This window comes from Hassallia byssoidea VB512170 (assembly GCF_000817785.2).
Classification (GTDB): domain Bacteria; phylum Cyanobacteriota; class Cyanobacteriia; order Cyanobacteriales; family Nostocaceae; genus Hassallia; species Hassallia carrinoi.
In genome coordinates, this window is sequence record NZ_JTCM02000023.1 from 22,816 (window position 1) to 46,566 (window position 23,751).

General features: G+C 39.9%; 20 protein-coding genes and 3 pseudogenes. 13 read left to right on the forward strand and 10 right to left on the reverse strand.

Annotated features, from left to right (window positions below):
• Nucleotides 1–249 precede the first annotated feature (249 nt).
• Both PI95_RS37660 and PI95_RS35905 read right to left on the reverse strand, forming a co-directional pair.
• Nucleotides 250–363: pseudogene (locus tag PI95_RS37660) on the reverse strand (IS5/IS1182 family transposase); the annotation flags it as partial.
• A gap of 25 nt (nt 364–388) precedes the next feature.
• Nucleotides 389–703, reverse strand: coding sequence for a transposase (locus PI95_RS35905; RefSeq protein ID WP_236117047.1), 315 nt, complete (start codon nt 701–703; stop codon nt 389–391).
• Nucleotides 704–1,003: 300 nt separating this feature from the next.
• On the opposite strand from PI95_RS35905, the gene PI95_RS12850 reads away from it, so the two are divergent.
• Nucleotides 1,004–4,879 (forward strand): PAS domain-containing sensor histidine kinase, encoded by a 3,876-nt coding sequence (locus tag PI95_RS12850; RefSeq protein WP_052324873.1) that lies wholly within the window; start codon nt 1,004–1,006, stop codon nt 4,877–4,879.
• A gap of 535 nt (nt 4,880–5,414) precedes the next feature.
• Nucleotides 5,415–5,741 (forward strand): STAS domain-containing protein, encoded by a 327-nt coding sequence (locus PI95_RS12855; protein WP_039742943.1) that lies wholly within the window; start codon nt 5,415–5,417, stop codon nt 5,739–5,741.
• On the opposite strand, the gene PI95_RS12860 is transcribed toward PI95_RS12855, so the two are convergent.
• The 7 genes and pseudogenes from PI95_RS12860 to PI95_RS12890 form a co-directional block, all read right to left on the reverse strand.
• Nucleotides 5,742–6,878 (reverse strand): PP2C family protein-serine/threonine phosphatase, encoded by a 1,137-nt coding sequence (locus tag PI95_RS12860; RefSeq protein ID WP_039742941.1) that lies wholly within the window; start codon nt 6,876–6,878, stop codon nt 5,742–5,744. It abuts the gene before it with no gap.
• Between the two features lie 186 nt (nt 6,879–7,064).
• Nucleotides 7,065–7,832: a DUF1350 family protein gene (locus tag PI95_RS12865; RefSeq protein ID WP_039742939.1), complete on the reverse strand. Its 768-nt coding sequence runs from the start codon at nt 7,830–7,832 to the stop codon at nt 7,065–7,067.
• A gap of 200 nt (nt 7,833–8,032) precedes the next feature.
• Nucleotides 8,033–8,752 carry a hypothetical protein gene (locus PI95_RS12870; protein WP_039742935.1) on the reverse strand — a complete coding sequence of 240 codons (720 nt, stop codon included), beginning with the start codon at nt 8,750–8,752 and terminating at the stop codon, nt 8,033–8,035.
• Between the two features lie 444 nt (nt 8,753–9,196).
• A pseudogene (locus tag PI95_RS12875) lies at nt 9,197–9,787 on the reverse strand (Uma2 family endonuclease).
• A gap of 153 nt (nt 9,788–9,940) precedes the next feature.
• Nucleotides 9,941–10,459, reverse strand: coding sequence for a YlcI/YnfO family protein (locus PI95_RS12880; protein WP_201280427.1), 519 nt, complete (start codon nt 10,457–10,459; stop codon nt 9,941–9,943).
• A 191-nt stretch (nt 10,460–10,650) separates the two neighbouring features.
• A complete protein-coding gene (locus PI95_RS12885) occupies nt 10,651–11,505 on the reverse strand; it encodes a pentapeptide repeat-containing protein (protein WP_052324872.1) in 855 nt (284 codons plus the stop codon).
• Between the two features lie 159 nt (nt 11,506–11,664).
• On the reverse strand, nt 11,665–13,890 hold the full coding sequence (locus tag PI95_RS12890) for a phosphoketolase family protein (protein WP_039742933.1): 2,226 nt from the start codon (nt 13,888–13,890) through the stop codon (nt 11,665–11,667).
• Nucleotides 13,891–14,086: 196 nt separating this feature from the next.
• Here PI95_RS12890 and PI95_RS12895 point away from each other — a divergent pair, with 196 nt between their 5' ends.
• The 6 genes from PI95_RS12895 (at nt 14,087) to PI95_RS12920 (ending at nt 20,865) form a co-directional block, all read left to right on the forward strand.
• A complete protein-coding gene (locus PI95_RS12895; protein WP_039742931.1) occupies nt 14,087–15,463 on the forward strand; it encodes a cytochrome P450 in 1,377 nt (458 codons plus the stop codon).
• Between the two features lie 270 nt (nt 15,464–15,733).
• Nucleotides 15,734–17,065, forward strand: coding sequence for a cytochrome P450 (locus PI95_RS12900; protein ID WP_039742928.1), 1,332 nt, complete (start codon nt 15,734–15,736; stop codon nt 17,063–17,065).
• A 174-nt stretch (nt 17,066–17,239) separates the two neighbouring features.
• Nucleotides 17,240–17,980 (forward strand): LmeA family phospholipid-binding protein, encoded by a 741-nt coding sequence (locus tag PI95_RS12905; RefSeq protein WP_039742925.1) that lies wholly within the window; start codon nt 17,240–17,242, stop codon nt 17,978–17,980.
• 192 nt (nt 17,981–18,172) lie between these two features.
• Nucleotides 18,173–19,852, forward strand: coding sequence for a beta-carotene ketolase CrtO (gene crtO, locus PI95_RS12910; RefSeq protein ID WP_039742922.1), 1,680 nt, complete (start codon nt 18,173–18,175; stop codon nt 19,850–19,852).
• A 143-nt stretch (nt 19,853–19,995) separates the two neighbouring features.
• A complete protein-coding gene (locus PI95_RS12915) occupies nt 19,996–20,334 on the forward strand; it encodes a GIY-YIG nuclease family protein (protein WP_052324871.1) in 339 nt (112 codons plus the stop codon).
• Nucleotides 20,335–20,466: 132 nt separating this feature from the next.
• Nucleotides 20,467–20,865 carry a hypothetical protein gene (locus tag PI95_RS12920; protein WP_163518851.1) on the forward strand — a complete coding sequence of 133 codons (399 nt, stop codon included), beginning with the start codon at nt 20,467–20,469 and terminating at the stop codon, nt 20,863–20,865.
• Nucleotides 20,866–21,050: 185 nt separating this feature from the next.
• On the opposite strand, the gene PI95_RS12925 is transcribed toward PI95_RS12920, so the two are convergent.
• A complete protein-coding gene (locus PI95_RS12925; protein ID WP_336507209.1) occupies nt 21,051–21,296 on the reverse strand; it encodes a ribbon-helix-helix domain-containing protein in 246 nt (81 codons plus the stop codon).
• Nucleotides 21,297–21,428: 132 nt separating this feature from the next.
• On the opposite strand from PI95_RS12925, the gene PI95_RS12930 reads away from it, so the two are divergent.
• The 5 genes and pseudogenes from PI95_RS12930 (at nt 21,429) to PI95_RS12950 (ending at nt 23,744) form a co-directional block, all read left to right on the forward strand.
• Complete coding sequence (locus PI95_RS12930) at nt 21,429–21,608, forward strand: hypothetical protein (RefSeq protein ID WP_039742918.1); 180 nt, start codon at nt 21,429–21,431, stop codon at nt 21,606–21,608.
• A gap of 51 nt (nt 21,609–21,659) precedes the next feature.
• The gene (locus PI95_RS12935; protein ID WP_336507210.1) at nt 21,660–21,986 is read left to right on the forward strand and encodes a XisH family protein; all 327 of its coding nucleotides are present in this window, start codon (nt 21,660–21,662) and stop codon (nt 21,984–21,986) included.
• A gap of 77 nt (nt 21,987–22,063) precedes the next feature.
• The gene (locus PI95_RS12940; RefSeq protein WP_039742915.1) at nt 22,064–22,399 is read left to right on the forward strand and encodes a XisI protein; all 336 of its coding nucleotides are present in this window, start codon (nt 22,064–22,066) and stop codon (nt 22,397–22,399) included.
• Nucleotides 22,400–22,465: 66 nt separating this feature from the next.
• A pseudogene (locus PI95_RS36775) lies at nt 22,466–22,594 on the forward strand (element excision factor XisH family protein); the annotation flags it as partial.
• 238 nt (nt 22,595–22,832) lie between these two features.
• Complete coding sequence (locus PI95_RS12950) at nt 22,833–23,744, forward strand: hypothetical protein (protein WP_039742906.1); 912 nt, start codon at nt 22,833–22,835, stop codon at nt 23,742–23,744.
• Nucleotides 23,745–23,751: the final 7 nt, after the last annotated feature.

A 23,751-nucleotide genomic window follows, 5' to 3' on the forward strand; every position in this document is an offset into this window, starting at 1 on the left:
CGCTCATTTTTTCAGGAGTTAAAAGAAAGGCTACTCAGGAGTCAAAGACTAACCACCAAGTTGAGTATAAATAGTGGAGGGAAAGCCAAGTAGAACAAGAATACGCTGCTGTAAAGGTGAAAGAGCGGTCAAATGAGCATAAACTTCGTTTTTCACCTCAATCAATAGCATCGTATGTAGGCGCCGAACCTTATTTTTCATACGGTGAACCCGTTTAAGTACTTGTTTAGCACCGGCACGCTCTGGTACACTTGCAGCAGTCACAAAAACACGTAAAACTAGTCCTAACAAGTCCACGGTCATAAAACGTTTACGCCCGTGCGTTTGCTTAAGAGCATCGTAACCAACATCAATCGAAATCATCGTTGGCGTCTCAACTAATTGGCTGTCAACTGCGGCTTCCGACGGACTTAGGTCTCGCCGAGCAGCAACAAAGAACCCATTGGTAAAGCTTATCGTGTACCTTCAACCAAGTGCCATCTTTACGCCATCTACGGAAATAACCATAAACTGTAGACCAAGCTGGAAAATCCCCTGGCAATGCCCGCCACGTACACCCAAAGCATAATACATACATAATTGCGTTAATAACGGCATACATCACTACAGTACGGGGGCGTCCACCAGTTTTTGCTTCAAGAAAGAGTTCCGCCATCAGTTCCCACTGCTCCCACGTCAAGTTGCGAGGATATGTTTTAGTCATTTGCCCACATGCTGGTTTCAACAAATTTCAGCATCAGCTTTGTGGGCTTTCTTACAATAGACCCCCACTTTTAAAACATCCTCTCACAACCATCAACTAACAACCATCAACTAACAACCATCAACTAACAACGCTCCCACCAACAACGCTCCCACCAACAACGCTCCCACAATGTTGATAAATCGAAAATATTGGGAATACTAAAAAATGTAAAGGCGATCGCCTTGTCATCGTTACAACAATGGTGTATCTAATTTTCTTCTATCGGTGGATGAAACGCTAACACAAGGGACTTCGGGTATGCAAAAGGACAACAACAGAAATGAGTCTGTGTCTCAACTAGAGGTACTCAGCGATAATTGTCCACCGAGACAACAATTAAATGAGGAATTAGAAGCCAGAGTAGAAGAACGCACTGCCGAACTCAACCGCGTGGTTGTTCAGTTGCAGGAAGAAGTTAAGAAACGCATCGAGATAGAAAATAAACTGCGATCGTCAGAACAGTTTTTGCAGTTGGTCATCGATAGCATCCCCCAGTTAATTTTTTGGAAAGACAGAAATTCTGTATATCTTGGCTGCAACCAGAAATTTGCCAGAAAAGCGGGTGTAGGTTTGCCAGAAAATATTATTGGCAAGACTGACTATGATTTGCCTTGGAAAAAAGAAGAAACTGAGTGGTTTCGAGAGTGCGATGGGCGTGTTATGGAATCTGACATCCCAGAATTACATATCATTGAGCCACAAAAGACGGCTGATGGCAAGCAGACTTGGGTAGATACTAATAAAATTCCTCTGCGGGATGCTGACGGTAATGTGGTAGGTATCCTTGGTACTGCCGAAGACATCAGCGAGCGCAAACAAATTGAGGAAGCTTTACGCCAAAGTGAAGCTAAATTGCAAAAGCTATCAGCAAATGTTCCCGGAATGTTGTATCAATTTATGCTAGATCCTGATGGCTCTTTTTCTTTTCCTTTTATTAGTTCTGGTTCTTATCAAGTGTACGGGTTGACACCAGAAGAAATTCAAGCAGATCCAAACAGAATATTGTCTCTGTTCGATTTAATTCAACGTGAGAAGTATGAGCAATCTATCACCGTTTCTGCTCAGACTTTGCAACCTTGGCACTGGGAAGGACAAATTGTCATGCCCAGAGGACAAGTAAAATGGCTACAAGCTGCATCCCGTCCCGAATTGCAAGCGGATCGATCAATTATCTGGGATGGCTTGGTGATGGATGTTACCCATATTAAACAGACAGAAGAGGCACTTCAGCAAGCTTATGCAGAACTGGAAAGACGTGTAGAAGAGCGAACTCAAGAATTAGTACAAAGCAACCAAGCGCTACAAGCAGAAATTGCCGATCGCCAACAAATAGAAGCAGCCTTGATGCTTTACAAGCAAGCAGTAGAAAGCTCTTATGATGCTATTGGTATAGCGGATGCAAATGGCAATCATATTTACCAGAATCCGGCATTTAGCAAACTTTACGAATGCGAAACACCGCAAGCATTCATTGAATTTGGTGGCATTCCGAGTGTAATTACAGATCCAAAAATTGTTGAGGAGATACAGCAAACCATCATTTCTGGTGAATCTTGGATTGGTGAGGTTCAGCAAAAATCTGTTAGTGGTCGGATGATGCAGACTTTGTTAAAGTCATATCCGATTAAAGATTTTACAGGCAAAAACATCGGTTTCGTTGGCGCTATTACCGACATTACAGAGCGCAAACGAGCTTTATCAGCCCTACGAGAGCAAGAACAGTTTTTGCGTAGTATGTATGATGGCGTTGAACATGTAATTTTTTTAGTTGACGTTCTGGAAAATAATGACTTCTATTATGCAGGTTGGAACACAGCCGCAGAAAACGTCACGGGTATGAGCAGTGCAGAAATAGCCGGTAAAACACTAGAGTATGTACATGGTGCAGTTGAAGGTGCAAAAGTGCGCCAGCGCTATACTAAATGTCTGGAAATCAAGGTGTCAATTAGCTATGAAGAATGCCTAACTTTTGAAGGTAAAGAAACTTGGTGGTTGACTACGATTAATCCCCTTCAAGATAGCGAAGGGAGAATTTACCGATTGGTGGGGACAACATTTAATATAAGCGATCGCAAAAGAGCAGAAACTCAACTGCAACAGCAAGAAGAATTCCTTCGCACAGTCTTCGATGGCTCGGAAAATCCTATATTTGTAGTGGATGTTCAAGAAGACGGTGAATTTTGCCATGTAGCTTATAATAGCGCCGCAGAGCGTGCCACGGGTTTGAGCAGTGCAGAAGTAATCGGTAAAACTCCAGAACAATTGCATGGTGCAGTTCCAGGTGCAGCAGTGCGTCGGAATTTCGCAAGCTGCCAAGAAACACGTAAGTCTATTACCTACGAAGAATGCTTGACTTTCTACGGTGAAGAAACTTGGTGGTTGACTACGATTAATCCGCTTCAACACAGCGAAGGTAAAATTTACCGATTGGTGGGGACAACATTTAATATAAGCGAGCGCAAACGAGCCGAAGCAACTTTATTAGAGCAAGAGCAATTCCTCCGCAGTGTCTTCCAGGGATCGGAAAATCCCATATTTGTGATAGACGTTCTCTTTGACGGTGACTTCCGCTATGTTGGTTGGAACACAGCTACAGAACGTGTGACTGGTCTAAGTAGCGCTCTTGTAATTGGTAAAACACCTGAGTATGTACATGGTGCAATTGAAGGTGCAGCAGTGCGTCAGCGATATACAAATTGCTTAAAAGCAGGTATACCAATAAGCTATGAAGAATGCTTGACTCTTCAGGGTGAAGAAACTTTTTGGTTGACTACGATTAATCCCCTTCAAGACAGTGAAGGGAGAATTTACCGATTGGTGGGGACAACATTAAATATAAGCGATCGCAAACGAGCCGAAGCAACTTTACTAGAGCAAGAGCAATTTCTTCGCTGCGTCTATGATGGGTCGGAAAATTCCCTGTTTGTAGTGGATGTTCTCTTTGACGGTGATTTCCGCTATGCTGGTTGGAATGCAGCTACAGAGCGTAACACTGGTTTGTTGAGTGCAGAAATAGTCGGTAAAACTCCAGAAGAATCGCTTGGTGAAGTTCAAGGTGTACAAGCTCGTCAGCAATACCTAAAATGTTTGCAAGCAAATGCACCTTATACCTCTGAAGAATGTCACACTTTTTTAGGTAAACAATTTTGGTCGCTAGTAACAGTCAATCCCTTAAAAAATAGCGAAGGTAGAATTTACCGATTGGTGGGAACAGTCTTTGATATCACCGAGCGCAAACTAGCAGAAACTCAGTTAAAGCAACAAGCAGAAGATTTAGAAAAAACTCTCACTGAACTCCAACGCACACAAATGCAACTTATTCAGAGCGAGAAAATGTCTGGTTTAGGTCAACTTGTAGCAGGTGTTGCTCACGAAATCAATAACCCTGTAAATTTTATTTACGGCAACCTTACTTATGCTAACGACTACATCGAAGATTTATTAAGATTAGTACAGTTATATGAGCAACATTATCCCGATCCGGTTTTGTCAATTCAAGAATTAGCTGAAGATATAGACTTAAATTTCTTGATAGATGACTTACGCAAACTTCTCAAATCAATGAAAGTTGGTGCAGAGCGCATTCGGGAAATTGTCTTATCTCTACGCACCTTTTCCCGCATGGATGAAGCGGAGATGAAAGAAGTAGATATCCATGAAGGTCTTGATAGCACGCTGATGATTTTAGAACATCGCATCAAAGCTAAACCTGACCGTATAGCTATTGAAGTGATCAAAGAATATGGTAACTTGCCTTTGGTGGAATGTTATGCCGGACAACTCAACCAAGTATTTATGAATATTTTGGCGAATGCGATCGATGCTTTGGAAGAGTCATTAGTAAATGAGTCGGAAAAATTGACAACTCCGCAGATTCGTATTTGTACGGAACTTATTTCCGGCGATCGCGTCAAAATTAGCATTGCCGATAATGGATTGGGAATATCATCAGCCATAAAACCGCGATTATTTGACCCTTTCTTTACCACCAAAGCGATTGGTAAAGGCACTGGTATGGGGCTTTCGATTAGCTACCAAATTATCAGCGATCGGCACGGCGGCTCTTTGGAATGTATTTCACAGCCACGAGCCGGTGCTGAGTTCGCGATCGCAATTCCTTTATGCCAACGATAAATTATTACCATTATCTTGCCAAATTACTTAATCTGAAGATAACATTGCGCTAATAACATCAAGCTTCTCTATGAAGTTCCTTAACCGTGACATAACTTTAAATTAAAAATATCATACCTAGCAAGTTAAGTAAGTCGGCGCTAATATGTCAAGCTATGTTAAGAAATTTCAATGTAGGACTTGAAATTAAAAATATCATACCTAGCAGGTAGTAGTTATCAGTTAATATTTTCTCATTTTTAATTAGATGAATGTAATGAAATATTTAGGCTTAGAGTTGAGTTGTTTTCTATTGCCTATTATTAAGTCATCCAACCTGACTTCAAAATAACAGCTCGGAAAAATGAGATTTTCATGCGTGCTGAGAAAACGCACTTCACGAGGGCAACTTGATTATTTATTATCTAAAATTCCTTTCCGTTAATTAATCATTAATTATTTTTATTTGGCAACATTTCTTCAAATGAATTATGATTGGTACATACATGCCGATCCAAAAGCTGTATCATTTATACCAACAACTGCCTGAGATATTATGAGTCCTTTAATCAAAGTTTTTCAACCCAGTGGAATTTTAGACGCCAGTGAATCCCAAGAATTTCGCCAAGAAATTACTGAAATTGCAGACAGCGGTGCGAAAATTGTCTTAGTTGATTTTCAAAATGTGACTTTTATGGATAGTTCCGGACTGGGGGCTTTAGTGTTAGCTTTCAAAGCTTTACGAGCTGCGGACATTAAACTTGTTATCTGCTCGATTAATGAACAAGTCAGGATATTATTTGAACTGACTGGTATGGATAAGGTATTTGAAATATTTCCCAGCCAAGAAGAATTTAATCAGAATGTACTCTCGATAATTTAATTAGTCAAATTTTATCTGGAGGATAGATAAATCATCATCAAAAGCCTCTTTGGAGTTTAAATCGGTTAGGTAATTTAGTACCTCGTCGAGTTGCCTTTCACCGGCATGTTCTAACTCGATCAGCATCTGAATGAAAGCGTCTAAACTCCAAAGTGTTCCATCTGATTTAGTGATTTCGTAAACGCCATCACTAAAGATATAAAGAGTGCTGCACTCTTCAATATTGCAAAATCCATCAACATATTTTGCTTCCGGAAACATTCCAACTGGCATTCCGGGAGTTCTTAATTGTTTGACTTCGGTAACGTTAAGAGATTTGCTCGTTATTAAGATTGCTGGAGGATGACCAGCACTAGAGTAAATTAACTGACGCTTGATGCGGTTGTAAACTCCATACCAGATTGTGAAATATTTGTCATTTTGATAATTCATCTGAAAAGTGTCGTTTAACGCTCTAAGTACCTCACTAGGTTGATAGTAATTGAGACTTTTGAGAGCGCGGGAACGAAGCAAATTCAGCACAGATATAGAGGGAAGAGTGGCTTTAAGTCCATGTCCGGCGGTATCAAGTAGATAAATTGCCATATAATCAGGATCGAGCCAGTAGTAATCGAAACAATCGCCGCCGAGTTGTCGTGAGGGAATAAAGCGAGAATTGATGGTGAGGAGTTCTGACATCGGCTGAGGCAAAAGAGAACGCACATATTCGGCAGCTTCTGCCATTTCCGCTTCTAAAAGTAGCTTTTGAGATTGCAAATCTCGACTTAATTGATGCAGACGCAATCCTGCTCTTACTCGCGCTTGCAATTCATTCTGCTCGATGGGTTTGGTGATAAAATCATCAGCACCTGCATCTAATCCCTTGACGCGATCGGCTACGGAATCTAAAGATGTTAATAAAATAAAGAATGTTGTCGATAAATTCGGATCTGTCTTGATGTAATGGCAGACTTCCAGCCCATTTAATCCTGGCATAATCCAATCACAAATAATTAATGCCGGCTGGCAAGCAAGTACTTTTGCGATTCCTTCAGAACCATTGCTGGCAGCGATTACCTCATAACCCTGTTTTTCCAACATCCTTTTCAGCAGGATTTGTACTGAACGGTCATCATCAATTACTACGATTTGAAACATGGGAAATGACGGGTAAGAATAAATAATAATTTTTGTAAAATAAAATGTGGTAATGGGGAATGGGGAATGGGGAATGGGGTAATGGAGAATGGGTAATGGGGAATTAGTTTTCGTCAATCACCAATTACCAATTACCAATTCTCAATTCCCAATTCCCAATTCCCAATTTTTTCCAGTCATAAAACATTATGGCGGTGAAAGGGGATTCAGCCACAAGAGCATTGCGCGTTTTAGTTGATTTAAGTCGCGGTAAACTTCTTGTTTAAACCACTGTCCCAAAGCATCAATGGGAGTGAATGATGCTCCAGGTTGCCATTTAACATCTTGACCCAAGGGTGTAACATGACTTCCAGGCAGGGTTTGTGCTGTCACCATCTCCGGAAAGCGTTGTTGTAATATTTCCTTTAAAGCTGCTGATTGGTCAAGAGTGTCGTTACTAAATTTTATTAACAAGTTGCGACGGACGTTGTAGCGCTCTTGCACAAGTTTGTTAGTTTCCAACGGTGAAGGAGTAAACTCGATCGCAAAGGTTGTGTTAAATTGTTCGACTAAAGGGATAGCATCCCGTGCAGCGTAGTTGTTAAAGGATATAAGAATATTACCTGCGCGTTCTACACTCAAGGTACTGCCGATGAGTAAGTGGAGTTTGCAACCCATGCTGTGTCCCAATCCGTAGATGGGGAGGTAGCGCTTGCGTAATGCTGAGGAATCGTGTAGACGTTCGATAACGCGATCGAAGTTTAACTGTACAGATTTAGCGATCGCTATATGATCCAGCGTGTTGACAAATGGCGTGGCAATGATAACATAGCCTTTTTCCGCCAGCTGTTCTAACAACCAACGGTAAGTCAGGTGAGGTGCTGTAGCGACGAATGCACCACCCAGGAAATGGATGATACCGATGGGATTTCGGGGAATTAACACCCAATTGCCTTGAATTTCTTTCCAGTCCATACCGATGAGCGATCGCTCTAATTTAATGTTTCTTTATATTAGACTGTGCGCGACTGGAGTGGGGGAGAGGGGGGGATGGGGAGATGGGGAGAGGGGGGGATGGGGGGACAAGGAAGACAAGGGAGACAAGGAAGACGAAAAGACAAACTCCCCTGCCCCCTGCCCCCTGCCCCCTGCCCCCTGCCCCTTGTCTCCTAATCTTACCCCTGACTCTGCAACCTTCTCATTTCAAGCTGCACGTCTAACGCAATTTCCAATGCTTCATTTAGTAACCTTCCATGTTCAGTAGCTTGTTCGCTAACTTGCATTGCCGATAGAGTCGGTAAATTGTTTGCAAATAAATCTGTATTTTTGATAATAAAATTTTTATTCTCTCTTAAAATTCTTTCTGTTTTCAAAGCGCGAATTAAATCATTTTTTGTTAATTTAAGTGCGTCAAGTACTTTTTCTCTTTCCTTTAAAGTTACTCCCGGATTGCCAGCTTCTTCTATTTGATCGTTGATATCTATTGCTTTAATTACAGCATTATATCTTTCAACATCATTTAAAAGAATTTCCAAAGATGGTGTAATATGTTTTTTGAGGATTTTAATTTGTCTTTTCCACCAAAAGTATAATATACTTTGCGTTATCCCACCTCCAATTAAACTTAATATTATTAACAATATCCATGAGGGAATTGTTACCCATGTAGCAAATACCTTAAGCATTACATCCAATATCAGATAGCTAAAAACAAATATAGAAAATCCAATAAATACTACAGTAGCACCTTCAGAACCTTTGATTTTTTCTATAAATATCTCTCCCAATCTTTTGATAGGGTTAACAATTATCCTTAGTTCGTCTTTCACAGGTAGATTTGTTAATTTTTGTAGTTGCTTTTGGCTAATCTCCAAGCCTTGTAAATCATCCCTCACAGCTTTCCTATCCTCGCGAAAAGAGTTGTTTAGTATTATATAACAATCGTCATTATGTAAAATCCGCTAATTTTGCATTTTGTCAAGCTTTATCAATAAAACTTATTTTATGTCAATTAGTATACATTCATTTTGTAATAAAATGAAACAGGAAATATTCTTGTTTGGACAAACAGCTTATCTGATTGAAGAGATAATGGTAAAAAGTATACCTAACTAGTGTGATGTCATATAGCTTTAAAGGCTGCGCCGTGAAAAAATAGACAAAAATATGAGATTTCGTTAAATAGACTTACTTTATTGCCCATTTTCTTAGCTTAGAAGCATGACTAGACAAGTCCTCCAGATTAACTCGTTACTATTGTAGCCAGACTTATGAAGCAAGAGCTACGCTGTTAGATATTTAATTGACACGTCTGGGTTGATAGAGAAGCTGAGTTAGTACTACTGACGAATTTCTTTAATAAACTCAGTTCTTGCTTCAAGTATTGAGGGCATTAAAACACAAGTTGCGAATAAATTTACATTTAATTCTGGTAGCAATTAACTACCGGAAATCTGTTCATAATTATCATCGCGGAGTCGATAGAAAGATAACTGGTTATTTTCCCAAAACCAAACTTCGGTGATTTGAAAGCGTTTGTATTTTTCTAGTTTATCTATGCTGCCACTGGTAATATTAATTTCAATTGCTAAATCGGGATTTTCTTTCTTTTGTCCTAAATAATAAGATTCATCAGGTTCAAATGAAGCACCTTTTTCTTGAGAACGACGAATAGCGCTACCTACAGGGATAAAATTTATACCCATTTCGCACAAATAGAGTTCTAGCAAAAAACCAATAATGGTTTTCAGCATTTCATGTTCTTCACCCAAAGTCATAAACTGTATATATCCATCCACGTAAGTTATGCTTAAACTAGGCGATGTCATTAAGGCTTCTATTTTCTCAAGTTCTTGCCAAGTATAATAACCAGGTAGGAGAAACTGCTGTTCTTTGAGTGTGGTGGCTTTATCTGCGAGTTGTGGAGTCATAGCGATGCCTGCGGCGGTAAACTATGCACTTTCTATTGCTACTGTTTTTATTGTGCCTGATAAAGCAACTGATTTATAGTTTCTGCTGCATCCACAGCTTTGACGTGATTAAAGCGATCGCCTAAAATAGCGAATAGCGCAACTTCAGATGAACTACCTCTTAATCAGGGTGAATAGAGAATAGCCACCGACAGCAAAAATAAAAACGGAAGCGGCAGAAAAGATTACTACATCCCTTAAAATAAATAAAATCCAATCTTTTCTTAGTTCCTGTTTAGACTTGAGTTCCCGCAGCTTTCGCTCAAGCACTACATCTTCTTGTGACTGGGAGTTTGCAATACTACGGCTGTCATATATATCTTTGATGATATTTTCTGTAGTGCGTTTGTCTTCCCAAGTGCCAAATTTTTCTATCAATGTTTCCAGAGGATGTATTTTTGGTGATGCTTCAGAAGGCATTATTATTTCATTTGCAATCAATTGATCTGCTTCAGCAATCCCTAATTTCTTAGTTTGCTCTTTAGCTATCACCATGACTTGCATTAAGGTTATAGCTTGACGCAGAACATCGCTTTTACTTCCGCCAATCTTATTCGCTAGTTCTTCTAATATCTCGTTAAGTTCAGGTGACAAATCTAAGTTTAAGCGAACCATATCTTCAGCTTCATTCATGGTTCCATCTTTATCTAAAATATTAAATACATTATAGTTCGCAGGCGCGGCAATATTTAGGGCGATCGCGCTTCGTTAAATCATAAATTTGTGTAGCCCCAGACTTCCAGTCTGAGGGGTAGAAGTTTTGTATAAATTTGTAAAATGAGTTAACGAAGTAACGTACCGACATTATTGTAATACTGAATATTTCAAGTATATAAAAATAATAAAAGGTTTACTTTGTCATCGTAAATAGCATCTTTTAATCGATTGAGAATATTAATAATATCGCATCTAAGCCTTAACTTTAAATTGATGACGGAACTTTTCATTTCAAGGTAGTCCCAGTCTAAGCCAGTTAAATCTGATAAACTAATTTTAAACTCGTGGAATCGATAAGAGTCTCCCTGACTATAATATTTATCTTCATCTTCATCATCGCTACATTTGAGAGCATCATAAAACGACTCATAACCAATATCAATGATAGCATCACAAAATGAATCAAAACTCCTTGCTATTTTTAGATATTGAATATGGTCACACCTAACAAAAGTTTGATCGTCATACCAAAAACCCATATAGAATTCAGGATCAAAATCTTCAGTCCAAATAGTAGAACTGTTATAATGAGCATATTCTAAGTTAGCTCCTCGTAAGTCCGCATTTCGGAAATCGGCTGACTCTAAATAAGCACTAGACAAGTTAGCATTACGTAAATTTGCTTGATAGAGATTAGCTCCTGTCAATTGGGCATATTCTAAGTTAGCTTGACTAAGATTTGCTGAGTTTAAATTAGCCTCATCGCAATAAGCATTATTAAGATTTGCCGCAAAAAGATTTGCGGCAAAAAGATTAGCACCCGTAAAGTCAGTATCACTCAAATCACATTGACTCAGATTTACTTGGGACAAATTAGCACCACTTAAGTTAACGCAACTTAAGTTAACGCAACTTAGGTCAACTCCTTGCAAGTTAGCTCTACTCAGGTCAACGTCATCTTTAAGACCGTTAAAATCCCTCTCGCCAGCAGCATACCGTTTTAAAAGTTCTTCAACATTCATATTTATCCTACTGAAAATGACATAAAAAACGCAGATACACAAGTTTCAAATCTAACTAATTGCGTGTATCTGCGTCAAACGCAAATGTACGGACATCAACGCAATTTTTTAGCGTTTGTATACGTATAAATGCAATAAAATGCAGAAATAATTTTAGCTTTAATGCACTAACTCAATTCCCCGCTTCGCTAAAGCTTGCGCTGTCAATCCATTAAACGCCATCAACTCACCAGCACTCGCAGTAGTTTCCCCACGCTTCCATGCGAAAGTATCGCGCTTGCAGGTACTTCTTAACATAATTGGTTCCAGCATCGCACTCGCACCACCAGTAACACCAATTAACGCATCACCTGCAAATAATTCCGCAAATTTTTCATCATCCAAAAACCCACCATCAGCTTCAGAACAAGTATCCCAAGCTGTATCATCAGGACGATATAAACGACGGGGGTTAATAACAGAAATTATCTTCACACCAAGACCTTCAGTTTCTAAGAAAGCAGCGGCTTCAAATACTGGCATTAATGTCATATCACCAATCACAGCAAAGACAATTTTCTTACTTCCACCTTGATTAGATTCAACTTCATGCAACACTACCGCACCATCGCGTAACCCTTTGTGAGTTTGTTCAAATGTGGTTCTAATTGGTAAAGGTGACTTACTTGCAGTAATTACAATTCCCTTATTTTTCGTTTTCAATGCCCAGTCATAACAAACTTGGATACTGTTAGCATCGGGTGGAAAAACTGGGAATACATTGCCATTTCGCATCATCGAAGCAAAATAAGCTTCAATTTCTGGACGTTGGTGAGTCCAACCGTTGCGTCCTTGCTCTAAAGCACCTGCTGTATATAAAGTAATTGTTGAGGGAGTAGGACGGCGCAATTCTGCCATTGCTTGAGTTACTGTTTGGAAAATTGGTAATCCGTTGATGGCAAAAGATTCATAAGAACACCACAAAGTTCTCGCACCCATCAACGATAAACCAACCGCTAAACCTGCACAAGCATCTTCACTTAAAGGTTCATAAACTTGTCCGTTTGGTGCTTGGTTGTATAAGTCATCTGTTGTCGGGTGGATAATCTTTAATGCTTGATTTATGTTGGCAATTCCTGATGCTTCATTTCCATCTGCGTTGGTGACGAGGAAATTTTTATCTTTCTGTCCAACTATTCCTACTAATCTTCCCATCGCAGTTGTGGAAATTTTTGATTCGCCACCTACTGCATATTCTTCTAAAGGCAATTCGCCTAATTCTGGCAATTCTAATTCAAATTCTGTGACAACTGTTTTCGCAGCGGGTCCACCACCTGCGCGTTCCGCATTTGTTCGCACTAATTGCCAAGCTTCTGCTGATAATGCACGCCCTTGCAATGCACTTATAATATGAGGAGCGTCTAGCGTATCTTTAGGATATAAATTGTGTGATTTTGCACCTCTAGCGTGAACTCCTGCACCTTTCAATTGTTTAATAATAAACACGGTAAGTTTTCCGCCAAGTGCAGATTTAGCAGCTTTATCTATACCAGTTAATACGGCTTTGGTAAAAGCTAATCTTTGTTCAAAGGAAAAGGCGGTACTATCAACATAATCGCCTGTTTGATTTTGGTCGTCAAAGTCTTTGGCATCGACTAATACAACTTCGGCAAAACCGTTACCTTGCCAGTATGCGATCATCTGTTCGTTGGTTTTCAGGGAAACCATGCTATGATGCTCCTGGCTGTAACCGTTCCATACCAACACTGGCAAGAAGTTGGTGACGCTGGGAAAAGCAGTATTGAAGTGTCCCATCGAACTGATGATGTAGGGTTCACCCAATCCACCGTCACCAACAGTGAAGGGAAACAGCTTATCTTGATGCAGCTTTGCAGCTGACATGGCAAAGTGTTGTCCTTGTCCCAAAGGACCGGCGGGTGCGAGAATACCGGGAATGTAGCCGGAAAGATGTCCTAAGAGTCCGTGCTTTTCGCGGAAGCGATCGCGCAATTCCTGCACCGTATAAATCCCCATGTCCTCTAACGACCGATCCAAGAACATGGCACTATAAAATCCAGGGGCGTGGTGTCCCACTTCCGTGATAATGTTCTTATGACCCAGCATGACCAACGCTGCATAAGCTTCCGCTTGCGAAGCAAATCCACCTGGGTGTCCGGAAGCTTTAGAACCAGTAATTTGTAACGTTAAATAACGTAAGGCATCAGCTGCAAGCAAAGTTTGATATACTGCTGCTGCATCTTCAGGATTGGCGATCGCTACTTTACCAGACTCTACAGCAGGTGTTCCCCCATAAGTTTCAAAATCTGGCAACGCTTCCCCAAAATATTGAATTCCCTCGCAAAAATCTGGAGACGCTGAAGTTGCCTTTGGTGTTGTTGCAGTCATGCTGAGTACCCTATAAATAAAAGGAGACGCTGTAAATCCACGTCCAAGTTAACAAGAATTTTACAACTTTCGTGTTGTCACAGTTTATTGCTATTTCGCAACACAAATATAATCAGATTCAATATAAACTTAAACAAAATTAATTATTCCAGTTTGTTAGAGTGGCAGAACAGAATAAAAGCAGCAAACAAAATAAATGAAACTACCAAAAGGTCCACAAAGCCCAAAGTTTTTACAGACGCTTAAGTTCATTCTCAATCCTATGTCGTTTATGGAAACCTGTGCTAAACGCTACGGAGATATCTTTACATTGCGGTTGAATACTCCCGTAGTTATTGTTAGCAATCCCCAAGCAATACAGCAGATATTGACTGGCGATACAAAAGATTTTACAGCCCCATCGACGGGAAACAAGCCTTTTGAACCATTGATGGGCAAGCATTCTGTAATTATGGCAAGCGGTGATGCACACCGTCGTCAACGTCAATTATTGATGCCGCCGTTTCACGGTGATAGAATGCGAGTTTATGCCAATATCATCAGTAAAATCACTGATGAGGTAATGAGTCAGCAAGAAGTAGGCAAAGCCTTCTGTGTGCGGGAGGCGATGCAAACGATTACCATGCGGATTATAATGCAAGCTGTATTTGGATTGTATGAAGGCGATCGCGCCGCCGAAGTAGAAAGACTTCTCGGTTTAATTTTGGAAGCGGGAGGAAGTTCCCCCCTAAATGCTGCTTTTCTGATTTTCCCGTTTTTGCAACGCGATTTGGGTCCTTTTAGTCATTGGGGAAAATTTCTCCGCGATCGTTTGCTTGTTAACCAACTACTCTATGCCGAAATCAACGAACGGCGAGAACAACCAGATACTTCGCGTACAGATGTTCTTAGCTTGCTGATGGCGGCACGGGACGAGGCGGGACAACCCATGACCAATGAAGAGTTACGCGATGAGTTGATGACGCTGTTGGTAGCCGGTCACGAAACAACGGCGACCGCTTTAACTTGGGCGCTGTATTGGATTCACAAGCTACCAGCAGTGCGGGAAAAATTGCTGGCAGAACTGGATAGCTTGGGTGAAAATCCGGACACTAATGCAATTATTAAGTTACCATATCTTAACGCTGTTTGCTGCGAAACTTTGCGGATTTACCCCGTGGCAATATTCACTTTTCCTCGAGAGGTAAAAACACCCGTCTCTTTGTGCGGGCAGGAACTTGAACCTGGTACATCGGTGAGGGGTTCAATTTATTTGACGCACCAGCGCGAGGATTTGTACCCAGAACCGAAGCAGTTTAAGCCAGAGCGGTTTTTGGAAAGGCAATTTTCGGCTTATGAATATCTGCCTTTTGGGGGTGGTGCTAGGCGCTGTATTGGTATGGCTTTTGCTCAGTTTGAAATGAAGGTGGTATTGGCGAAGATTCTTTCTAATTTGGATTTGGCGCTAATTGATGATGGTGATGTGCGACCTAAGCGCCGTGGTTTGGTGACTGGTCTTGATCGCCCGATTCAAATGGTTGTTAAGGGTAAGCGTGAGGTTCAATATCCTGCTTTGACATCTATCTCTGGTTGAGTTTTTAGTTGAGGGGATTTTTGATATATTTTTAAGGCTTTGTTGGGGTGGGCTGTGCCTGCATAGCCCTGTTAAACTAACAGCGTAAAATAAGGTTTTTCTTTCTTTGCGCTCTTCGTGTCTTCTCCTTCGGAGACGCCAAGGGCGAACGCGGTTTAAATATATTATTTAACCACGAAGACGCAAAGGACACGAAGGGGAATTTCTAGAAAACGAACCGCAGAGGCGCAGAGGGCACAGAGGTAAGAGAAGAGAGAGTAAAGTTTTATTATGAGGTTTTTGTTACAAACGCTGCAATTAATTGCTAATCCGACGCGGTTTTTGGATCAGTGTGCTGTTAAGTATGGGGATGTTTTTAGTGTCAGGGTTTTGGGGATAAATTCGCCGCCGGTGGTGTTTTTTAGTCATCCGGATGCAATTTCTGAATGTTTTGCGGTGCCGGCGAAGGAGTTGGATTTTCAGAAAGCGACTCATGTTTTTAAGCCGCTGTTTGGGGAAAAATCGATTGTTTTGCAGGAGACGCGATCGCACAATCGTCAAAGACAGTTATTGATGCCGCCTTTTCATGGCGATCGCCTAAAATCTTACGGTGAATTAATTTGTCAAATTACTGAAGAAGTTATCAAAAATTGGACTTTTGGTGAAGTGATATCTATGCAGAAAGTTATGCCAGATATTACCTTGCAAATTATCTTACAAGTAGTATTTGGTATTAGTCCGGGTGTACGTTATCAACAATTAAAAGAACAACTGACTTCTTTATTAGAAGATGTCACGAAACCTTTATATTCTAGCTTATTTTTCTTTCCGCCATTGCAAAATAATTTAGGCGCGTGGAGTCCTTGGGGAAATTATATCAGAAGGCGAGAAGAAATAGACAAACTCATATATGCAGAAATTTCGGAAAGACGCATCGAAAATGATGCTTCGCGTACAGATATTCTCAGTTTGCTAATGTCAGCGCGTGACGAAAACGGGCAGCAGATGACAGATGAAGAATTACGCGATCAATTAGTTTCATTGTTGCTATTAGGTTATGAAACAACAGCAGCAGTGTTGGCTTGGGTATTTTATTTGATTCACGCGCACCCAGAAGTAAAAGATAAGTTAATCCAGGAATTAGATGTAGCTGATGCAGGAAATCCAGAAGTTTTAGCGCAACTTCCTTACCTGACTGCTGTTTGTCAAGAAACACTGCGAATTTTTCCTATTGCCTTAATATGTACACCGCGAATGGTAAAAGATAAAGTCGAAATTGCCGGGGAAAAATATACATCCGGAACAATTTTAGTACCCTGCATTTATTTAGCACATCGCCGCAGTGATACTTACCCAGAACCAGAGAAATTTCAACCCGAAAGATTTCTCAATTCTAAATTTTCAGCTTATGAATATCTACCTTTTGGCGGTGGTTATCGCGGTTGCATAGGTGCAGCATTTTCCATGTATGAAATGAAGTTAATAGTAGCTACAATCTTGTCAAATTTTCAGCTAGCACTCACTAATAATCGTCCGGTACATCCAACACGCCGAGGTATTACCATAGTCCCTAGTGGTGGTGTGCGGATGGTTGTTAAAGACAAGTTAAAAGTTAGGAATTAGGAGTTAGGAGTTAGGAGTTAGGAGTTAGGAATAACTACTCCCTCATCTCCCTCATCTCCCCCACTTTCTCATCTCCCCCCATCCGCCAAGTTGAATATTCCCTATTACAGATACGCTTTTAGCTCGCCAACGTCTAGATTAACGAGTAACAGCATACAAGGAGATTGGCAAGCCATGCACCAAGAGCAACGCTTGGAAGAACAAGCGGTTAGCAAAGCAGCAGAAATGCAGATGTCTAGCCAATTGGATCAAGCAGATAAAATAGAAGTAGATGTGCAAAGCGATCTGTGGAAACTACTTCAAGGACAAGCGGATGGAGTTTCTTTTTCAGGTAAAGGACTCGTGGTGCAAAAAGATGTCCGTCTAGAAGAATTAGTACTGCAAACAGATAAAGTTGATATCAATCTCTTCAGTGCTATTTTTGGCGAAGTTGAACTGAACCAACCAGTAAAAAGTATAGCTCGCGTTGTATTAAAAGAAGCAGATATTAATCGCGCCTTGACATCAAACTACATTCGCAGCAAAATCCCAACTTTTGATTTGAATGTAGATGGCGAAATTGTCAGTTTGAAGCCGCAAGAAATACAAATATTTTTACCTGGCGATGGCAAAATTAAATTTAATGGAACGGTATCAATACACGAAAAAGGTAATACAAATCAGTTAAGTTTCACGGCGTTGATTCGCCCACGCACGCAGACGCAACCAATAATGCTGGAAAGTTTCACTTGCACTGAAGGAGATGGCATTTCACTGGAAATAGTTACGGCATTAATGCAGAAGGTAAAAGAACTTGTGAATTTACCATATATTCAATTTGATGGTATGGCGTTCCAAATCAAAAATATGGAAGTGCAAAAGGAAAGCATAAAAACTTTGGTAGAAACTTATATCAAGCAAATACCGAAAATGTGAAATAGAGACTTAATCCGCATAGACTGAACGCAGAAGAATGTATTATACATTTACTTCTGCGTTTTTTTATGCTTTTATATTGATACTTTGTTTTTGTTTACAATAAAATGTGATTTATATAACTGCCGATTGATGTAATTTTTTTTTACCTTTTGTAATATTAAAAGAGTTACTTAACTCAATATTGCAATTATGGAAACTTATGATGTAGTTATTATCGGTGCAGGACATAATGGGCTGGTTTGTGCAGCTTATCTGTTAAAAGCTGGTTATAGCGTATTGCTACTAGAAAAGCGTTCTGTTCCTGGTGGTGCAGCGACAACTGAAGAATGTATACCAGAAGCACCGGGTTTTAAATTTAATCTCTGCGCGATCGATCACGAATTTATTCACCTCGGTCCGGTTGTTCAAGAATTAGAATTAGAAAAATATGGCTTGGAATATTTAGAATGCGATCCAGTTACATTTTGTCCCCATCCCGATGGCAAGTATTTCTTAGGACATAAGTCTTTAGAAAAGACTTGTGCAGAAATTGCCCGTTATAGTGAAAGAGATGCCAAAAAGTACGCAGAATATACAAAATACTGGCAGCACGCGCTAGGGGCAATGATTCCCATGTTCAATGCACCACCAAAGTCAGTTTTAGATATTCTGGGCAACTATGATATCGCCAAGTTGAAAGATTTATTTTCTGTCATTGGTTCCCCATCGAAAACGCTGGACTTTGTTCGCACCATGCTAACCAGCGCTGAGGATATCCTCAACGAGTGGTTTGATTCAGAATTTCTCAAAGCACCCCTAGCAAGACTTGCGGCAGAACTCGGTGCCCCACCATCACAAAAAACGATCGCCATTGGTGCAATTATGATGGCAATGCGTCACGACCCAGGTATGGCTAGACCTCGCGGTGGTACTGGCGCACTCGTGCAAGCTTTGGTTAATTTAGTTACCAGCAAAGGCGGCGTTATCCTCACAGATCAGCACGTTGATAAAGTGATGATTGATGATAAAAAAGCTGTTGGTGTACGGGTTGCCGGTGGCAAAGAATATCGCGCTAAACACGGCGTAATTTCTAACATCGATGCCAAACGGTTATTTTTACAAATGACCGATAAAAGCGATATTGATGCAGTCGATCCAGATTTATGGGAAAGATTAGAACGTCGTATTGTTAATAATAATGAAACTATCCTGAAGATAGATTTGGCTTTAGATGAACCGCTACGTTTTGAACACCATGAACACAAAGATGAATATTTGATTGGTTCTATCTTAATTGCAGATTCCGTGAGACACGTTGAACAAGCTCATAGTAAATGTACCTTGGGAGAGATTCCCGATTCTGACCCATCGATGTATGTAGTAATGCCTAGCGCGTTAGATCCATCATTAGCACCACCGGGCAAACATACAGTATGGATTGAGTTTTTCGCACCCTATCAAATCGCCGGCGCAGAAGGCACAGGTTTGAAAGGTACCGGTTGGACTGATGAATTGAAAAACAAAGTCGCAGATAAAGTAGTTGACAAATTGGCGCAGTATTCACCTAATGTGAAAAATTCAATTATCGCCCGTCGCGTCGAAAGTCCAGCCGAATTAGGTGAAAGATTGGGCGCGTACAAAGGGAATTATTACCACGTTGATATGACCCTAGATCAAATGATATTTTTCCGTCCCTTGCCAGAAATAGCGAATTACAAAACGCCAATTGATAATCTCTTTTTGACTGGTGCGGGAACTCATCCAGGTGGTTCAATTTCTGGGATGCCGGGACGCAATTGTGCGCGGGTATTTTTGCAGGCAAAGCATCCAATTACTCAGACTTTGAAGGATGCGCGGGATTCGATTCTGTCAACGTTTAAGATTAATTAGGATTTCGCTAAAATTTGGCACTAAGCAGCCCTAAAAAATTATGGGCTGCTTTTTCATTTCTTTACATTGATTGATACAAAATAATTGCCAACTTTATATTTAAAATCTTATTATTTAAATAATAAATAAACAATGATTTAAAAATGATTGGACGCAAAGGCTTTATATATATTTTTTCCAATCCGGCTTTTCCCAATGAGTTAAAAATTGGGAAGACAACAAGAACTCCAGAAGAAAGAGCAAAAGAATTATCAGGCACTGGTTTGCCAGAAAGATTTATTGTAGAGTATTACGAATATGTTTTTGATTGTCATTTCTGTGAAAAAATTATACACAAAAATATTGATGAATATCGTCATAATAAAAGACGAGAATTTTTTAAATTACCTCTTCAAGAGGCAATATTAAAAGTTCAAGAAGTAACTCAGGGTAAAATATATCCTCAAAGGAAAATTAATAAATATATACATAGATTAAATTAAAATATGTTACTTAGATGGGCATGTCAGAATAATGATTATATTCTTCGTTTTAGGCATAAAAATTTATTATCAATTTTTTGTAATGAAATACCCAGTGTTAATGTATGGCAATGTAGAGAAGGTGATCGGCTGATGATAAAAAGCAAGTTTGATGATTATGATGATTTAATTAACTATGAAAATTTGGTTGATTTCGGTTTAAATATTTTAGAGAAAAATCGTTCTTTAACTGAAATTATTGATATATATCCGGGTGATAGGCTAGTATGGGTTGCTAAAAAAAATAAAACTTATTTAAATAATTATCCTAACGAATCTTATTCTGTAAAATCTATAATAGATTGCCTAGAATATGCTAAAATAATAGTCTCTTCGCAAGAAGAATTACTCATTGCCAAAGAAGGGTATCGATTGCCATTTGGCTCACCATTAAATAAAATACCTAAGACAATTATATTACAAGCATACTTTAAAATAAAGGAACTAGGTATTCCCAATGAATGGGGTCCAGCAACAATGGATTTACCGTAAAGCATATATATATTTATATGTGAGATAGACATCAGTAAAGTAGTGGACTGTTTCAGCTAAAATAGGGCAATAGAGAAAGTTCGTAGTTGCACTTCATAGCGCTAAAAAACCGAAAACCTAATGCACCAAATTAGCTGAAACAGTCCAGTAGGGTGCGTTACACTTCGTTAACGCACCATTATTTCTCACTTCCCCTCAGCTTTTTTTGGCGCTGGGGGGATTTTGTTTTCTGCCTCGGCTTGTTTAACTCCTGTCTCCACAATAAACGCAGCCAAGTTAGCGGTAGGTCTTCCTTCAGCATCTGCCCAGCGCTCTAATGCATAAAAAACTGCATCAGGCAAGGTTAGATTAAGTCGTTTGCTCACGGTTTCTTGTGCATTATGGTCGATTCTATCGTACATTTGTGTGCCTTTTTGGTTATCATTAGTCACATATTAGTATCATATTAGTGTCATATTAGTGTTATTTTATAAAAACCACCAAAAAGTCAAAGCCAGCACTCCAAGTTTCTCAGGCTCCGGTGTGCTGGCTCTGGCTCCACTAAAAATGGAGACAACTAAATTATGTCTTACAGAAAGCGCTTGAACAACTGGGCGATCGCTCGTCTATTGGACAGTAATCAATGGGTTATTATTGCCAGATTCCGCATTCGGTCTGATGCAGACGGACATCTTCTGTTTCTTCGTCGCACCATGCCCGATATACAGTTAAAAGTCGTGTTTGATGTGACAGAGGATGCTTAAGGTGGAAAAGCGATCGCATGGGATAAAATTATCTTAATAAGAGAAATTTAAATGCCTTCACGCGATATTTACCACAACACTGTCAAAAATGCTCTACTCAAGGATGGATGGACGATTACTCACGATCCTCTAAGACTTGAGTGGGGCAAAAAAGATTTATATGTAGACTTGGGTGCAGAGCAACTCATCGCTGCCGAAAACGCAGAACGCAAGATAGCAGTCGAAATCAAAAGTTTTGTTGGTCGTTCTGATATCGATGACTTAGAAAAAGCACTGGGACAGTACATTCTTTATTATGATATTCTCTCAGAAAGAGAGCCAGAACGAGTGTTATACCTTGCTATCCGCAATTCAGTTTACACCGATCTGTTTGAATAACCGATTGGTAAACTATTATTAAATAAAGGTCGTGTCAAGTTAATTGTATTTGACCCTCACACAGAGGTTATTCTCAAATGGATACCCTAGAAAGTTATCGGCAAATTATCGAGAAGATACTAGCTGAGTATGCTGCTATTCCCTATGCATACGGTGACATTAAAAGTGAAGTTGTTTTTGATAGTACAAATAACCGTTATTTACTGATAAATGTGGGATGGGATGGAGAACGCAGGGTTCATGGTTGTATAGTTCATATTGACATCATCAATGGCAAAATCTGGATTCAGCGCGATGGAACTGAACATGGTATAGCCGATGACTTGACAAAAGCTGGAATTCCTAAAGACCACATTGTATTAGGTTTTAGAGAACCTGAACTTAGGCAGTATACAGGATACGCTGTGGCATAAGGGTACTTTCGATCTTGATATGGGAATACTTTTAAATAGGGCTACTGCCTTTTTGTTTACCACAATACTTTTAAAAATGCCCTACTCAAGGATAGATGTACGATTACCCACGACCCATTTAAACTTGAGTTAGGCAAAAAAAATTTATATGTTGACCTGCAAGCAGAGCAACTCATAGCTGCTGAAAATGCATAACCCAAAATAGCAGTTTAAATTAAAAGTTTGGTTGATCGTTTTAATATTGACGACTTGGAATAAATTATATCAACTTCGGAGATTGCCGCGCAACGCTTGCAACATGCGATCGCTCTACGCTCGTTGTGTGAGCAAGAATGTTTTATAAGTGATTAACCTGACTTGATATTACAAAATCATTTTAAGTGCGGATGCTTTAAATTATTCTACTTATTAGTAACTTTAAAGTCTTGATGCGATGAAAACACTACTAACACTTTTTAGCGAAGAACGCAACCAACTCCAGACAGATATTGACAAAATAATCAGTGTCGAGCAGGTAGTTAAGCTGGTTCAGAACCGACTCGATAATTTTGAAAGAATTTACATCAGCGAGTTAAATGTCGCTCAAGTACGTTTGGCTTCCTTTTTTTTGGATACGCTGCGGCAGTCCATTGCCACTCTTGCTGCGGCTAACTTTCCTCAAGTTGCTCCCACAGAGCAAAAGCAAATTATTAACCAAACTACTAAGTTTTCCCCTAACAGGTTAATCCTAAAACTGCTAAAGGGACTAATTTATATAGGCATTTTAGGTTCGTTGTTTTCCTTAACTAAAATTAGCCCTTTTGCATGGATGGCTATCTTGCTAACCTCTGTGCTTCTAGGGCTGGAAGTTGTGCTTCAACTCGACAAAGACAACCAGGAAAATAATTCATCTGAGCTATTAAAATTACCCCAACCTATTCTACGGGTTGATAGCAAAGTCCTTCTAGATAACCTTGCCGATGCTCTCAACACGATTGACCTAGCAGTCGCTAGAGTTAAAGAAGAAAACAAAAATGAAGACGATCGCAGCATAGAAGAACTGCCAGAGTTATTGAATTTTATTCAAAGGCTAATGGGTGCATCAAAACTTGATAAACCAGAAATGACGATCGCACTAACGAAACTTCTGCCACAAATTTTAATGGAGCAGGGAATTTTTGCTCAGATTTACCGACCAAACGAACCCGATAGCGATCGCGAGTATTTTGACTTCGAGCCAAGTATCGACCCTGACAGCAAAGATTACGTGACTATAACTCCCGCTTTATTGAAAGGCGATCGCTTGCTCAGACGCGGACGGGTAATTGAGCCAGCGTCCACGCCAATAACCGAGAATAACAAATAATAAGAGT